At 53.6% G+C, this 15,443-nt stretch carries 16 protein-coding genes; 6 read left to right on the plus strand and 10 right to left on the minus strand.

From position 1 onward, the window contains the following. The first annotated feature begins 144 nt into the window (after positions 1-144). Complete coding sequence (locus KHS78_RS03085) at positions 145-1,026, plus strand: LysR family transcriptional regulator (RefSeq protein ID WP_211825020.1); 882 nt, start codon at positions 145-147, stop codon at positions 1,024-1,026. A 29-nt stretch (positions 1,027-1,055) separates the two neighbouring features. Here KHS78_RS03085 and KHS78_RS03090 read toward each other — a convergent pair whose 3' ends face one another. Continuing rightward, positions 1,056-1,682 carry a M48 family metalloprotease gene (locus KHS78_RS03090; protein WP_211825021.1) on the minus strand — a complete coding sequence of 209 codons (627 nt, stop codon included), beginning with the start codon at positions 1,680-1,682 and terminating at the stop codon, positions 1,056-1,058. 143 nt (positions 1,683-1,825) lie between these two features. On the opposite strand from KHS78_RS03090, the gene KHS78_RS03095 reads away from it, so the two are divergent. Continuing rightward, positions 1,826-2,692, plus strand: a complete 867-nt coding sequence (locus KHS78_RS03095; RefSeq protein WP_211825023.1) for a DMT family transporter — start codon at positions 1,826-1,828, stop codon at positions 2,690-2,692. A gap of 37 nt (positions 2,693-2,729) precedes the next feature. On the opposite strand, the gene KHS78_RS03100 is transcribed toward KHS78_RS03095, so the two are convergent. Continuing rightward, positions 2,730-4,079: an iron-containing alcohol dehydrogenase gene (locus KHS78_RS03100; protein ID WP_246506044.1), complete on the minus strand. Its 1,350-nt coding sequence runs from the start codon at positions 4,077-4,079 to the stop codon at positions 2,730-2,732. A 223-nt stretch (positions 4,080-4,302) separates the two neighbouring features. Here KHS78_RS03100 and KHS78_RS03105 point away from each other — a divergent pair, with 223 nt between their 5' ends. Together KHS78_RS03105 and KHS78_RS03110 are read left to right on the plus strand one after the other, a co-directional pair. Beyond that, positions 4,303-4,863, plus strand: a complete 561-nt coding sequence (locus tag KHS78_RS03105) for a cytidine/deoxycytidylate deaminase family protein (protein ID WP_211825025.1) — start codon at positions 4,303-4,305, stop codon at positions 4,861-4,863. A gap of 131 nt (positions 4,864-4,994) precedes the next feature. Continuing rightward, the gene (locus KHS78_RS03110) at positions 4,995-5,762 is read left to right on the plus strand and encodes an AraC family transcriptional regulator (protein WP_211825027.1); all 768 of its coding nucleotides are present in this window, start codon (positions 4,995-4,997) and stop codon (positions 5,760-5,762) included. On the opposite strand, the gene KHS78_RS03115 is transcribed toward KHS78_RS03110, so the two are convergent. The 6 genes from KHS78_RS03115 to KHS78_RS03140 form a co-directional block, all read right to left on the minus strand. After that, a complete protein-coding gene (locus KHS78_RS03115; RefSeq protein WP_211825029.1) occupies positions 5,707-6,174 on the minus strand; it encodes a hypothetical protein in 468 nt (155 codons plus the stop codon). The two genes, KHS78_RS03110 and KHS78_RS03115, sit on opposite strands and share 56 nt — an antisense overlap. 182 nt (positions 6,175-6,356) lie before the next feature. Then, positions 6,357-7,004, minus strand: coding sequence for a UbiA family prenyltransferase (locus tag KHS78_RS03120; protein ID WP_211825031.1), 648 nt, complete (start codon positions 7,002-7,004; stop codon positions 6,357-6,359). Between the two features lie 240 nt (positions 7,005-7,244). Continuing rightward, positions 7,245-8,378, minus strand: a complete 1,134-nt coding sequence (locus tag KHS78_RS03125) for a glycerate kinase (RefSeq protein ID WP_211825033.1) — start codon at positions 8,376-8,378, stop codon at positions 7,245-7,247. 84 nt (positions 8,379-8,462) lie between these two features. After that, positions 8,463-9,809: a GntP family permease gene (locus KHS78_RS03130; protein WP_211825036.1), complete on the minus strand. Its 1,347-nt coding sequence runs from the start codon at positions 9,807-9,809 to the stop codon at positions 8,463-8,465. Between the two features lie 166 nt (positions 9,810-9,975). Beyond that, a complete protein-coding gene (locus tag KHS78_RS03135; protein WP_211825038.1) occupies positions 9,976-10,983 on the minus strand; it encodes a 2-hydroxyacid dehydrogenase in 1,008 nt (335 codons plus the stop codon). 63 nt (positions 10,984-11,046) lie between these two features. Further along, positions 11,047-11,697, minus strand: coding sequence for a DJ-1/PfpI family protein (locus KHS78_RS03140; RefSeq protein ID WP_211825039.1), 651 nt, complete (start codon positions 11,695-11,697; stop codon positions 11,047-11,049). 132 nt (positions 11,698-11,829) lie between these two features. Between KHS78_RS03140 and KHS78_RS03145 the strand changes: the two genes are divergently transcribed. Continuing rightward, complete coding sequence (locus tag KHS78_RS03145; RefSeq protein WP_211825041.1) at positions 11,830-12,915, plus strand: SMP-30/gluconolactonase/LRE family protein; 1,086 nt, start codon at positions 11,830-11,832, stop codon at positions 12,913-12,915. A gap of 32 nt (positions 12,916-12,947) precedes the next feature. Here the strand turns inward: KHS78_RS03145 and KHS78_RS03150 are convergent, their stop codons facing one another. Beyond that, on the minus strand, positions 12,948-13,172 hold the full coding sequence (locus KHS78_RS03150; protein ID WP_211825043.1) for a DUF3820 family protein: 225 nt from the start codon (positions 13,170-13,172) through the stop codon (positions 12,948-12,950). Between the two features lie 181 nt (positions 13,173-13,353). Between KHS78_RS03150 and KHS78_RS03155 the strand changes: the two genes are divergently transcribed. Beyond that, the gene (locus tag KHS78_RS03155; RefSeq protein WP_211825045.1) at positions 13,354-14,928 is read left to right on the plus strand and encodes an AbgT family transporter; all 1,575 of its coding nucleotides are present in this window, start codon (positions 13,354-13,356) and stop codon (positions 14,926-14,928) included. Between the two features lie 45 nt (positions 14,929-14,973). On the opposite strand, the gene KHS78_RS03160 is transcribed toward KHS78_RS03155, so the two are convergent. Then, entirely contained in the window at positions 14,974-15,429 is a 456-nt protein-coding gene (locus KHS78_RS03160; protein ID WP_211825047.1) for a DUF1499 domain-containing protein, read from the minus strand. Positions 15,430-15,443: the final 14 nt, after the last annotated feature.

Consider the following 15,443-nt stretch of genomic DNA (forward strand, 5'->3'; position numbering starts at 1 on the left):
AAAAAAGATAAACGCAGTCTAGGGGGGCGGATTCCCGCTCACAAGGCAGCGTCCGGCAAAGGATTTTTGCTTTATGCGCAAAGGTGGCATAAGTTGCCGCTCGATTGCCCAAGGTAAACCGGACGCTGGTAGAAACTGTTTACGATGATGACACGTCTTATGTACTTTAATGCGGTGGTGGAATCCGGTAGTTTCTCGGAAGCCGGGCGGATGCTGGATGTTCAGCCCTCATCGGTTTCACGACAGGTGACCGCTCTTGAGAAAGAACTGGGCGTTGCACTCCTTAACCGCACGACACGGAGTATTGGTCTGACGGAAGCGGGTCGCCAGTATTACGGGTATTCCCGTCGTGTGTTACTGGAGCTTGAGGAGGCGCGTCGAGCGGTTCATGCTTTGTCGGATACACCCCGTGGGAGGTTACGGCTCAGTATGACGGTGGGGTTCGGGGAGAGTGTCGTATTGCCCTTGATACCTGCCTTTATGGCTCGTTACCCGGACATTGCCGTCGATATTGAGTTGACCGAGCGCGTGGTCGACCTGGTGGATGAAAATATTGATGTTGCTCTGCGCAGTGGTCAGCTGCCGGATTCCAGCCTGATTGCCACCAGGGTGGCTGAGAATGATTTCCTGCTCTGCGCCACACCAGCGTTCCTTACGCAAGAGGGCCAACCATCAAGCCCCGACGAACTGGCGGCGTTTAATTGCATTCGCTATGGTTATGCTGGCTGGCGTGAATGGTATCTGCTGGATGAGCAACCTGTCCGTTTGGCGATCAATGGTTCACTCACGATCAATACAGTGCAGGGACAGAAACAACTGGTATTGAACCATGGCGGTATTGCTCTGATACCACGTTGGGCTGTGGAGGATGAGCTGCGTCGTGGAGAGCTAGCCACCCTGTTGCCGGCGCATCGTTTCAGTCCGCAGGAAAGCTTAAGTGCCACCTACGCCATTTATCTGAATCGAACACTGGTATCCGGTAAGGTGCGTGCCTTTTTGGATTTTCTCAGGGCGTCACTTACCTGAGAGGCACAGTCTTCACTGTACTTGGCGAATTACTGTTTCTGGTGGCGTTCTAGTTGATGGGACGTCTCGGTATTGGCAAGCAAACGGATGCTAGCCTGCCAGAGGGGATCATTAGTCAATTGCTTCAGTGCGATGGTGTGTGGATCGTCAGGACGACCGTTGCGGCTTCGTGCTTCCATGCGATGCAGGGCTTCACGCAACGGACCGGCGTCACCTTTTTTTGCCAGTTGTCCAGCCGCCTCCAGTGAATACCGGAAAGCAGCAAACTCGTTAGCCACCCGTGACCGGTCATTTCTGTCTTTCTGCCGGTTGTAGAGAATATGGCCATATTCATGGAGTAAAACAATCATCAGCCGGTCTTCCGGATACTGGGGAAGATCGTTCATCAGGTAGAACGTACTCAGTACAATCCGGTGTTTTCCGCCAGCTTTGCCGGGACCTCCTTTTCTCTCATTTGAGAGGATTATCTGCACATCTTGATCACGGATATCCACAAGTAAGCCCCAAAACCTGGGACGATGAGTCTGGCAATAGTGGACGACCTGTCTGAATTGACTGGTTGACAGTGTGCCACCTGGCTGAATCTTGCCTTCTTCAGCCTGCGAAAACGAAGACAGCAGGATGGACACTGAAAGAGCAATCCATTGCTTTAGCATGATTATTGGCTCAGGTTATGCGTTGGTTTTCAGGCATTTCACTCATACTATGGATTATAGAAGAAAGCGTCGGGATATATGACGTTACCTATGGGAGCATCCAGGGGCTTAGGCGACTAGCAATGAAAGGGAGAACCGGGTTGATGAATTCAACGCATTCCCGGCAGGGGCATCTGCTGGCTTTTGCCGGCGCTCTCTGTCTGACACCGGACGGTGTGTTGGTAAGGTTGGCCGGTGTGGATGACTGGAGTCTGGTGTTCTGGCGGGGGGCGATGATTGGCGTTGCGCTGTTTTTGATCATGGCGCTCCGTTACCGGGCCAATGTCATTCAACAGTGGGTGCCGAGAGGCTCTCGTGCCTGGCTGGGTTCTGCATTGTTTGCCGTCAGTAGTATGACCTTTGTCATGGGGATCACCCACACGAGTATTGCCAATGCGCTGGTCATCCTGAGTACCACGCCGTTGTTTGCAGCTGTGTATGGCCGTCTCTTTTTGGGTGAAACAACGGCTCGGCGAACCTGGGTTGCCATGGGGTTGGCGGTTGTCGGGATTGCCGTGGTGTTTGCTGGTGACCTTCAGGGAGGCGGATGGCTCGGTAATCTGTTTGCGCTTGCGTGCGCCTGTCTGACAGCGGCGCATATTACGGTGATTCGTAGTGCCAGTGGCAAGATCAATGTGATGTCGGTCTATGGCTGGGGAGGTCTGCTGGTCGCTGTTGCCTGTCTGCTGATTGTTCCTTCGCTGGCGCTGAGTCTGAAATCGTTTCTTGTGCTGGCTGTGATGGGACTGCTATCCGGCTTAGCCTTCTTTATGCTGGGCGAGGGTGCCAGGCGTGTGCCCGCACCGGAAGTCACCCTGATGATGTTGCTGGAACCTACTATCGGGCCCATCTGGGCATTTTGGGTATTGGGTGAGATACCTTCAGGCAGCACCGTTATTGGTGGTGTGATCGTTGTAGCGACACTGGTCACCCATTCACTTTACAGCCTTTACCGGCAGAAGGCTCAGTAGTTGACGGGTACTCGATAGAAATACCCGCCTTTAACCGTTACAGCGCGTTGTGGAATATCTGTTCAATATCCGCTTGTGTGCCTTGGCGTGGGTTGGTCAATGCGCAGGCATCCTTCAGGGCATTGGCCGCCATGAACGGAATATCGTCTGCGCTGATATTTAATGCGGTCAGGCTGGTGGGAATATTCACCTTCAGCAACAGACGACATACTTCTTCAATCCCCATCACACTGGCCTCCCTGGCCTGTTTGCCATGTACCCGGCAACCCAGGAAGTAGGCGACATCAGACAGGCGGTCGGCCGCAGTCTCCATGTTGTAGGCCATCACATATGGCAGCAGTACCGCGTTGCAGATGCCGTGGGGCAAGCCGTATTTGCCGCCCAGCTGGTGGGCCATGGCGTGTACGTAGCCCAGGCCCGCATTGTTGAACGCCATGCCGGCCATGAACTGGGCATAGGCCATCTGCTCCCGGGCTTCTTCATCCTGCCCGTTTTCCACAGCGCGTGGCAGGTATTTTACGATCAGCTCCATCGCCTTGCTGGCAACGGCATCGGTCAGGGGCGTAGCCTGGGTGGAGATGTAGGCTTCAATGGCGTGGGTCAGCGCATCCATCCCGGTGGCGGCGGTGAGGCTGGCCGGCATGCCCAGCATCAGTTGCGGATCGTTGATGGATATGGCGGGTGTGACATTCTGGTCAACAATCGCCATTTTCACATGGGTCTGCTCATTGGTGATGATGCAGAACCGGGTCATTTCGGAGGCGGTGCCCGCCGTGGTGTTGATGGCAACCAGGGGTAGGGACGGGCTGTGGGAGCGGTCAATGCCAACGTAATCACTGATATCGCCGCCATTGGTAGCCAGCAGGGCGATGGCCTTGGCGCAGTCATGGGGCGAGCCGCCGCCCAGGGAAATCACGAAGTCGCAGCGATTCTTGCGCAGTAGGCCCAGGCCAGACTGCACGTTGGCGACGGACGGGTTTGGGCAGGTGCCGTCGTAGATCACCGCATCAATCCCGTGCTGGAACAGCATATCGGTCACGATGGTGGCAACGCCGACCTTGCACAGCATGGCATCTGTGACGACCAGTGCCTTGCTGCAATCCATGGCCTTGATCTTGCCGATGGCGCGTGTCAGGCAGCCACTGCCCAGCAGGTTGATGGTCGGCATGATGAAATCATGACCTGCGTGCTGGTCGCTGGGACTGGGGCCTGCCTCAGACAGTGCCGGCGGTTCTTTTGGATGGGGCTTGCCGTGGTGAATGGTGATGTCGTCGAGGCGGGCCTTGTCGATGGCGCCGGGCGTCAGGATGTAGCCGGGCTCCACGTACAGGGTGCCATCGGTACAGAAATTCTCCAGATTATCCGGGGTGATCAGTTTTTTGGTCAAAACACGTGTCCATCGTAATGGATGATATTGCCCGTAAAATTATCAACGGATGTGGAAGGGGCTATTGATCATTGTCAAAGGTGCATGAGGCAATTGCCTGTCAGGTGACCTGGTGTTGTTACCGGTCAACTTCTGGAAAAAAACACAAGGGCAGATTCGCTGCTATTCTTCTCCGGCGTTTGATTCTAGTGACGCCCTTTTTCTGGATTTTCTGGAGTGCCGGATGTCTGATACTGAATACATGGCCGAGGCTATCGATTTTGCCCGAACCAATCGTGTCTGGCCTTTTGCTGCAGTGATCGTGCACGATGTGACGGGGGATATTCTGGTGCGCGCAACGGATGCTGCCCATATTAGTCCGATCTATCACGCAGAAACTCTGGCCCTTCATGTGCTGGCAACAGAAATGCCGGAATATCAGGACAATGGGGAGACATTCACCCTCTACTCCACCGCAGAGATTGAGCCCATGGGCATGGGCTGCCTGTTCTGGGCCAATCTGCTGGGTTTTTCGGTATCCCGCGCCGTCTATGGCGCTTCGCTGAATGCGATCAATCATCTATGGGACTGGGGAGATCAAATGGAGTCACGGACGTTCAACCGGACCTTTGAACACACCTCGGTAACGATTGACGGCCCTGTCATGGAAGCAGAGTGCCTGGCGCTGTTTGAGCAGGCTCACCAGTACCAGAAAACGCTGGATCTGCAGCGCCCGGGAAAGACACTTTCCATGAATCCGGCCGATTTCTGGGATATCGTCACGCCACAGGGTACCCGGGACTGATCACTCTCAGTATTTTAGTGTTCAGGATTATGGTCAGTATGGCTGACAGCGATGTGCTATCAGCTGTCTGGCGGGTGATCATATAATGCAGTGTACAGACACGTTTTGCCGCTTTTTGATTACCTTTTACTATGCCCTTATACCACCATGACGATGTACAGGATCCGGACACACTAGCTTGTCCGTTAATGGGGATTGCCGTTGATGTGGGTCCCCATGAGTCGCCCTGCCATCAGCATCAGAAAGCCCAGCTTCTCTACGCCGTTGAAGGCAGCATGACGATCACTATGGCGGACACGATGTGCATTCTGTCGCCCAATCGTGCCGCCTGGCTTCCGCCGGGGATTGAGCACAGTACCCGCACCCAGGGCTTTCATTATCGCAGCCTGTATTTTGATACCCGTTATTTCTCGTCCCTGCCAGATAGCGAGTGTCTGTTAAATGTCACCCCGCTTTTTCGGGAATTGATCCTGCGTGTCTGTGAATGGGAACTTGATTATCCCGAGGATGGGGCTGAAATGCGGCTTGCTATTGTTCTTCAGGACGAATTAAACAGTGCTGCTCGTGCAGAACTCATGCTGCCTTTGCCACAGGATCGGCGCTTGCGGGTGATAGCGGATCATTTATTACAACATCCTGAGGATGGTCGTACATTGACCCAGCTTGCTACGGATGTCGGTGCCAGCAGCCGCACGATCAGCCGGCATTTTCGGTATGAAACCGGTATGAGTTTCAGTGACTGGCGGCAGCAGTTGCGCTTATTGAAAGCACTGGAATTGTTGTCAGAGAAGTTGCCGGTTTCGGAAGTAAGCACCCAGTTAGGTTTTGCCAGTGACAGCGCGTTTATTGCGATGTTCCGGCGGCAGACGGGGGTGTCTCCGGGGCGGTACTTTCTATAGGCTCATAGAGATCCTGCCAGGGCCTCGGTGTCATCAGGTATTTTTCCAGACTTGTATCAAGTTCATCGATTTCTGATCTGAATGCCCAATAAACAGAGGGCAATAACGTAAGTGCACCGCCAATGGCACCGAATGCCAGACCAAAGCTAAAACCCATGACTCCGGCTAGAAAAACACAGGGAACCATGATGACAGCAATTCCCCTGTCTTCCATGGAAAGCCATGCTTCCTTTGCGATATCACGGGTAAATTCATAGGTTGTCATGACAATATCTGAAATCAGCCTGCGTAGCGGATAAGTAATACGAAACACCGTGCGACCAAAAACAGTACGTTTGATCTGTTTGTTGATTTGGCCTGTTGCAGGATCTTGACAGCAAGAGAACACGCCCTTCAAGCTGATGCATGACATAAGATATTCCTAACCATTGCTTAACTAAGGTATCGATATGGCTTGAAATGACCAATTAACAGGAACCAGTATCCCATTCGATGAAAGGGATTTAAATACCACTTTGGTCAAAGTATTAAATGGATGTAAGCCCGGGATTAAATTGCAGTGTGGTTTCATTTAGAGGTCATGAGCCTGATATATTAATATTTGGAATCTCTATTTTCTTTTTTATTTCCAACTGGCATCTCATCTGAGGCAGTTAGGTTCTTAGCTGGCATAGTGACATATTCCGGTGACTTGGTCGCATCCACTTCATCGAGTAGTTGTTTTTCTGAGGAAACGGGTTTATTAGCTTTCTCGCCATCATAGGCTTTTAATATTCTTTGTACAAAACAAGGCGATTGATAATCTGATTCCAGCTTTTTCATGACGGTATCGTAAACCCAGGTCATACAATAAGGTGTATAGAAGAAGGTAAAACCTATGCCTGTCAGTGCTCCGGCAGAAAAAATAACTATAACCAGAATGCCGAGCGCTCCTGCTCCCGGCCCTGAGACGGGCGCTATAGGCATTCCTGAAGCTACTATCCCGATGGCCACCAGACCACCGCATAACCCTACTACAGGAGCAGCGACTAATGCACAAAGTAGTGTGCTAATAACGGCAATAATTGCGATGAATCTGTTAATGCACCGACGACAAAGTGGTATCTCAGGTGCTTTGGCGGCCACCGTATCTTTTTTGTCTAGATAGCAATTGAAATCTACTGCTTCACTAGCCAATGTTTGAGTGGCGTCGGCAAACGTTGTTTTTGGCGGAGTAGCGATTAAAAGCGTACTTCCAGACATACCTTGAGGCTCCAAAGCGTTTTATTAGAGTTAAATCAGCAACTTTGATAAAGGATGCTTTGATTGTGTCAACGCTTTGGAGTTTGCGAACGTTGAAAAGTTCCAGCTAATGCGAAGGGAATACTGAGACATGATGACAAAAGAGAGGCGTCCTCCTCTCATTTGCCAAGCTCCCTGTATTAGATTCTGACCGGGAATAAGGCCTGAATATAAAAATATTGAAGCAGGAAGTAGTGGTTGTCAGTTTGAAATAGTCAGGAGTTTGGCTACGTTTCGGGCTGTGCGCCTGATGTTTTGATAACCGTCCTGCAGTATCAGTTCCAGATTGGCAAGGTGGGCGATGACCGGAAACAGGGCATCAATGCCTTCAGCATGCACTTGTTCGTGATCGTCACCCAGACAACCGGCGATAGCAATGACTGGAAGATTCATGCTTTTGGCATGGCGGGCGACGCCAACGGGGGTTTTGCCGCAAACGGTCTGCCCATCAATACGCCCTTCGCCTGTGATGACCAGGTCAGCGCCCTGCAGGTGGCTGACAAGGTCGACAGCCTCCATAACAATATCAATGCCAGGTTGAAGGTTGGCGTTCAGGAACGCCAGCAGTGCAACGCCCATCCCGCCAGCGGCGCCTGCACCAGGTATTTGTCCGACGGTTTGTCCCAACTGCGATTGCAGTAGCTGGTCGTAATGCACTAATGCACGGTCGAGTTGAAATACCTGTTCGGGTGTGGCGCCTTTCTGGGGACCAAAAATATGGGATGCCCCGTTAGGGCCTGTCAGTGGGTTATTCACATCACAGGCTACCTGGCAGGCCACGTCCGCAAGCCGTGGATCAAGGCGGCTGGTGTCTATCCGATGCAGCGATAACAATCCTGCGCCACCTGGCGGAATTGGGTGGTCATATTCATCCAGAAACTGGACACCCAATGCCTGCATCATACCGACGCCGCCGTCGTTGGTGGCGCTGCCGCCGATGCCGATGATCAGGTGTCGGACACCCAGGTCCAGCGCTTTGCTGATCAACTCGCCGGTGCCATAGGTGGTGGTATGCAGGGGATTTCGACGCGCCGGTGGCACCAACGCCAGGCCTGAGGCTTCGGCCATCTCGATGACAGCGGTTTCACCATCACCCAACAATCCCAGTGCGGCGTTGATCGGCTGCCCTAAGGGTCCGGTCACGGAATATTGCCGTAACTGGCCACCGGTGGCATCCACCAGGGAGCGGGCGGTACCTTCCCCGCCGTCAGCGACCGGCACCTTGATACATTCGGCATCAGGCATAACCGACAGAATGCCTTCCTCTATGGCCTGGGCCACTTCGAGTGCAGTCAGGCATTCCTTGAATGAGTCAGGCGCAATCACAATTTTCATGGTATCAGGGTGTTTTCAGTGTGTTCATGAGAGCCCGATGGATGAAGCGTCGGGCTGACATCATTTGTCGTGTTTCGACTGAGTTTACAGCAGTACCAGACTCATCAGGTAAACCACTGTGATACCGGTGATACCCTGAACCAGTGTTGCCATGGTCTGGGCCCGGTAAGCGGTGGGCACGGACATATTGCTGAACTGGGAAACGACCCAGAAGAAACTGTCGTTAGCGTGGGAAACGGTCATGGCGCCGGCACCGATGGCCAGTACTGTCAGAGCGCGCCCCATTTCAGTGGCAAGGCCGATGTCACCCAGCATGGGGGCGACCAGCGCGGAAGTTGTCACCAATGCCACAGTTGAAGAGCCCTGTGCCGTCTTAAGGGCTGCCGCGACGATGAAGGGCATGAAAATGCCAATACCCAAACTCGACAGGGTTTCCCCGAGGTAGCTGCCGATCTCTGTGGTGGCAAGCACCTTGCCGAAAGCGCCACCGGCGCCGGTAATCAGCAGGATCGGTGCGCAGGCCAGGATGCCTTTGCCAATCAGGTCGGTGAACTGCTCCATGCGTTTGTCACCGCGAATCAGTGTAGTGGCCAGTCCCAGGCCGATCATCAGGGCATTAAGCGGCGTGCCTAAAAAGGCAAACAGCTTCAATACCAGACCTTCACCCAGTGGGTGGCTGGGATAGTTGGCGATAGAACCCAGACAGATCAGCAGAATGGGCACCAGGATAGGGGCAAATGCCTTGACCGGTGACGGCAGCTCGCCGTACTGGGCGCGAAGTGCCTCGTAGTCCTGCTCTTCGCTGGCATCCTCACCGCAGGTCAGCCGGTCAGAGACATGGTTGGCCCACAATAAACCGGCCACTGCAGTGAAGGCGGCGACAATCAGGCCGAGACCGATGACCAGGCCAAGGTTGTCGGCCAGGCCAAGGTTACCAGCAGCGGCAATGGGACCCGGTGTCGGCGGAACAAAGGTGTGTGTGGCGTAGAGACCAGTGGCAAGTGCGACACTCATGGCAACGGCCGAGGCTCCCAGACGTTTGCACAATGAACGCTTGAGTGAGGTCAGGATGACATAACCGGAATCACAGAATACCGGAATCGACACCAGGTAGCCGATGATGGACATGGTGAGATTCGGAAACCGCTGTCCCAGCAACCGGATGATGGTATCCGCCATGGTAATGGCTGCGCCGGTTTTTTCGAGGATAGTACCGATCAACGTACCCAGAATAATTACGATACCGATTGAGCCGAGGATGCCGCCAAAGCCGGCACTGATGGTGGATGCCACCTGTTCAAGCGGTAACCCGGCCAGAAATGCGGTAGCAAACGCTGCCAGCAACAGGGTAATGAACGGATGCAGTTTAAAGCGTGATGTGGCCAGTACGACAAAGGTGACTACGGCCAACAGGACCAGTACCAGGTACATGTTTCAATCGCTCACTGTTCGTAAAGGTGGTTGTGGGAAGTTGTTCCGATTTGTGCGAAGCGTGATCGCAACCGTTTAAGCGAACAATGATATGAGTCAGCTTCCCGACAGGGATGGGCACCCTGACAGTAATAAATTCAGGGGGATGTTGCCTGAAAGCAAGACTTCAGGCGAGGTAGGCTTTCGTCAGCTGGTTTTTGCAGGTGCCGGTTTCAGCGAATTCATGAATATTGGCCAGCGTGGTTTCGGCAATAGCGGTGAGTGCCTCTCGGGTAAAGAAGCCCTGATGGCCAGTAATCAGCACATTGGGGAACGATTGCAGCCGCTGGATGATATCGTCCTGAATAATCTGCTCGGACAGGTCTTCGAAAAACAGGTCGCCTTCCTGTTCATAAACATCAATGCCCAGATAACCCAGATGCTCTGCTTTCAGCGAACGAATGGCGGCCTGGGTATCAATCAATGCGCCGCGGCTGGTATTGATCAGCATGGCGCCGGGTTTCATGGACTCCAGCGCTTCAGCATCAATCATGTGAAAGGTGCTGTCCGTCAGGGGGCAGTGCAGGGTGATGATATCCGCATGGTGGTACAGCTCGTGAAGTGGCACGGTCTTGATACCCGCCGCTTTAATGGTCGCTTCGTCAGGAAACGGATCGTAGGCGATGACGTTCATGTCGAAACCCTGCAATAGTTTGGCCGTCGCCAGCCCAATGCGTCCCAGCCCAACGATCCCGGCCGTCTTACCGGTCATGTTGAAACCCAGCAGGCCATTCAGGGAAAAGTTGCCCTCGCGGATGCGGTTCCAGGCCTTATGGGTTTTGCGGTTCAGCGTCAGGATCAGCGCCAGGGTGTATTCCGCGACGGCTTCCGGTGAATAGGCCGGCACCCGCGCCACCTTGATGCCCAGTTTGTCCGCCAGGTTCAGATCGACATTGTTGAAGCCCGCGCAACGCAGGGCAATCAGACGAACGCCAGCCTCTGCCATGGTTTCCAGTACCGGCTGGTTGAGGATATCGTTGACGAAAACGCAGACGGCATCGTGCCCCCGTACCAGTTCCCGGGTTTCCTCATTCAGACGGATCTTGAAATAGTCGATTGAAAACGCGTACTGCTGATTGGCGTGGTTCAGGTACTCACGGTCGTAGGGCTTGGTGCCAAAGACTGCGATTTTCATGGAAAGAACCCTCAGCCTGATCAGGGATATTGGCCTAATAGTAGCTCACTGTCGTTGAGCGGGTTACATAAACGCCAGGGGAGAGTTGTCGTTGAACCGGTCTTCGTTCTGGGAGTTATCGGTCTCGGTGAAGTAAGGATATTCCATGTATCGAGCGGTTTTTTGTGCGATGTCGTGACCATAGAGCCTGGCCACCATATAAAGGCTCATATCAATACCGGCGCTGATACCGGCCGAGGTCACTATTTTGCCATTGTCGACAAAGCGCTGGTCACGTATCAGGCGGGTGGAGGGGGAGAGTTCAGCCAGTGTGTCGAACACTTCATGGTGGGTTGTCGCAGGCATGTCATTGAGCAGCCCTGCGCCCGCCAGCAGTAAGGCACCTGAACAGACTGACAGTATGTGCTCAGCATGGGTGCTGACTTGCTTTATCCAGTTCATCACAACCGGTTGTGACAGTACGGCACGGGTACCGTCGCCGCCGGGAATAATGATGATGTCGGCCTGAGGCATCGCATCCAGCTGAACATCCGGATTAACGGACAGGCCATTTCTGGCAATAACCGGATCGGTTGTCACAGCAACAGTACGAAGCGTGAAGAGATAATCCTGGTTCAGCTCATTGGTTACTGAAAACACTTCGAAGGGGCCGGCGAAGTCCATGACTTCGACATCATCAAACAGCAGCAGGGCAATCGTTTTTTTATTGTTCATAGTGAATGCCGTCTCAATAAGGCGGTAAACCGCCAGTCAGTATGGCGATCGGCAAGCCGTCTGGCAATGCTTCATCTATGATGGCAGGGTTAGAGGTTAAACCGTATGAAATCCAATAATGGCTGAGTGCTGATGAAACTGTGGATGATCGTAGCTGGTGTGATACTGCTGGTAATTCTCTACCTGGTGGCTTGGCCTGTGCCGGTGACACCAGTGGCCTGGCAGGCGCCGGATAATCCCGGCTATACCGGTGATTTCACGGCGAACAGCGAACTCTCTTCCCTGGAGACGCTCACGCTGGAAGGGCACGATGGCCCGGAAGACCTGGCCATGGATCAGCAGGCCCGGATTTATGCCGGGGTGAAGGATGGGACGATCCTCCGCATTATCCCCGGTGGTAAGGTGGAGAACTGGGCGGAAACCGGTGGACGGCCCCTGGGGCTGGGTTTTGACTCACAGGGTAATTTGCTGGTTGCGGATGCTTATCGGGGGCTTTTGTCGTTCGATAAGGAAGGGCGTAAAACCATCTTGGCAGACGAGGTTGATGGCCAGCCGCTGGTTTATGCCAATGCCGTTGATGAAGGACCGGATGGCACGGTCTATTTCTCCGAATCGTCCGTCAAATTTGGGGCTGAAGCGTCTGGTGGCACCTACGAGGCGAGCCTGCTGGACATTATGGAGCATGGCGGTCATGGGCGCCTGCTGGCGTTTGATCCTGTAACCGGTAAGGCGCGCGAGCTGATGAATGGGCTGAACTTTGCCAACGGTGTCGCGGTCAGTCATGACGGCCGTTCAGTGCTGGTGAATGAGACAGGGGGTTACCGGGTATTGCGTTATTGGCTGGATGGTGAGCAGGCTGGCACGGTGGAGGTTGCCATTGAGAATCTACCCGGATTCCCGGATAACCTCTCCAAAGGGCAGAATGGACGCTACTGGGTCGGGATAGTGTCGCCCAGAAGCGCGGCGCTGGACAAATTATCAGACCAGCCATTCCTGCGTACTGTTGTACAGCGCCTGCCAGCGGCGATACGGCCGAAAGCCCAACGCTACGCGCATATTGTCGCTTTTGACGACAATGGCAATATTGTCAAAAACCTACAGGATGAACTGGGACGCTTTGCCTTTACCACTGGCGTGCTGGAAACAGATGAGTACCTTTATCTCTCCAGTTTGATGGAGCAGCAGATAGGGCGGGTCAGGAAAGTGTGGACAAATTGATAGTTTTTCATAGGGAATATAACAGCCACTGACTAGACATGTCGTGCTGATCGCAGTGGTCGCACGACGGTATCCAGCCCTTCAATTTTCAGTTCCAGCGCATACCCCATCAGTTTGCCCAGTTCACCTTGTGGAAATCCCTTTTTGGCAAACCAGAGCAGGTACTCCTCCGGGAGGTCAATCAGCACCCGCCCCTGGTACTTCCCGAAGGGCATGGGCATGTTGGCCAGTTTGATCAGTTGTTCTTTCTCAAGCATGTCGTGATGTCACCAGAGACGTCTGTTTTCCGGAATGATTGATTCCAGTTCGTGTAAAAAAGACGCACGATCGTACGCTTTCTTGATCCATATCATCTACCTTTTCGCACTTTATTTTTTACATTCGGGCTACTCAAAGAAGCACCAATACACACCTATTACAAGAGTATACGAGGGTCGAATGAGTAGTAACCTGTCGTCTGCAGCTACACCACCCGCTTCGTCGGGTAAGCCGGCACTGATGGACCGTTTCCTGAACGGCATCGAGAAAGCCGGTAATAAACTGCCTGATCCGGCCATGTTGTTCGTTTATGGTCTGGTTCTTATCTTCGCTCTTTCCACCTTCCTCTCCTTCTTCAGCTACGATCTGATCCACCCTGTTACCAAGGAAGCGCTGACCGTCAAGAACCTGATGACGGGTGACTACCTGGCTGAGTTCCTCAGCACCATGGTCACCACGTTCATGACGTTTGCGCCGCTGGGGATGGTACTGGTCGCCATGCTGGGTATCGGCGTGGCGGAGCAGTCTGGCTATATTAATACCAGTATCAAGAAAATCCTGCGCATTACGCCGGCAAAAATTCTTACCCCCGTATTGATTGCCATCGGTATCTTCAGCCATGTGGCGTCCGATGCCGGCTATGTTCTGGTTATCCCTATTGGCGGCATTATCTTCTATGCGGCCGGTCGTCATCCGCTGGCGGGTATTGCGGCAGCGTTTGCTGGTGTTTCCGGCGGATTCTCTGCGGCGTTTGTACCGTCCAGTATCGATCCGTTGCTGGCGGGCTTCACCCAGTCAGCCGCACAGATCTATGATCCGAACTACGTCGTTAACCCGTTGAGCAACTACTTTTTCACCTTGTGCTCGTCAGTGTTGATTGTCAGTCTTGGCTGGTATGTGACTGAGAAAATCATTGAGCCCCGCCTGGGTAAACTCAAGTTGGACGATGATGTCGAAGAAGCGCCCAACATGAGCACCATGACGGCAAAGGAAAACCGGGCATTCACTTTTGCCACGCTGTCTATGGTGGCAGGCCTTGTCCTGCTGGCGGCGACCAGTCTGCCGGAAGGTTCCAGTCTGCGTGATGCATCAGGCTCCCTGAGCAGCTATAGCGCACCGTTGATGCAATCCATCGTACCGCTGATTTTCCTGCTGTTCCTGGTGCCCGGTATTGTCTATGGCAAGCTGTCCGGTACCTTCAAGAGCTCCAAGGACGTCATGGGCTCGCTGAGCAAGACCCTGGCGGGCATGAGCAGCTATATGGTGCTGGCGTTCTTCTGTGCCCTGTTCCTGAAAGCGTTTGCGGATTCCAACCTGGGTATCCTGTTGGCGTTGAGCGGTGCGGAAGTACTGCAGGCGATGAATCTGCCGGGTCAGGCGACGATTGTCGGTATTATCTTCCTGACAGCCATGGTGAACCTGCTGGTAGGTTCCGCCTCTGCCAAGTGGGCATTGATCGGGTCTATCTTCGTGCCTATGCTGATGAGCTTGGGTATCTCTCCTGAGCTGAGTCAGGCCGCTTACCGTATCGGTGACTCATCCTCTAACATTATCACCCCGATGCTGCCTTACTTTCCGCTGGTTGTCGTCTATTGCCAGCGCTATATCAAGGACACCGGTATCGGTACCGTGGCGTCCATGATGATGCCGTTCACCCTGTTCTTCCTGGTGGTCTGGACGATCTTCCTGCTGGGTTACTGGGCGCTGGGCCTGCCCCTGGGCATCCAGGCGCCGTATACCTATCCTGCCATGTAAGTGTTTCTGACAGAGAGGTCGTTCGACCTCTCTCCTCTCCATGGTTTATTCGATTATTCCTTTCTCTTGAAGCGCCTTTCTCAGGGTTTCGGTCCGTTTGGCGTTCACGCCCAAGTCAGAGATGCCCAGCATCGATGAGGAGCGGACGGCCAGACGGTTTTCCTCGGGAACACTCAGAACTTCCAGGTAATCCACAAAGTGGAAAACTCTGCTGTAGCTTTTTGCATACAGGTAACCGGGACGTTCGGTATTAACGGTTGTCCGTGGCATGTCAGAGACAGTCTTGACGATCTGCGGCCAAGCCTGATCAGCCGGCGCTGCCAGTATGAACGGTTCAATGCGATGGACGATGTTGTCAGATTCTGTTGATGCGCAGTTAGGTGTCGGTGGGCAGTGGGTCAGTGCCGCTGAATCACCTGTTTCCAGAGGATGGGTAATTGAGCAGCCGGAGATCCACAGCGCTGCGGCTAGAGTGAGAATGCAACGAAAGTAGGTGGTCATGGTATCAGTCACTG

The organism is Kistimonas asteriae, assembly GCF_018263925.1.
Classification (GTDB): Bacteria; Pseudomonadota; Gammaproteobacteria; order Pseudomonadales; family Endozoicomonadaceae; genus Kistimonas; species Kistimonas asteriae.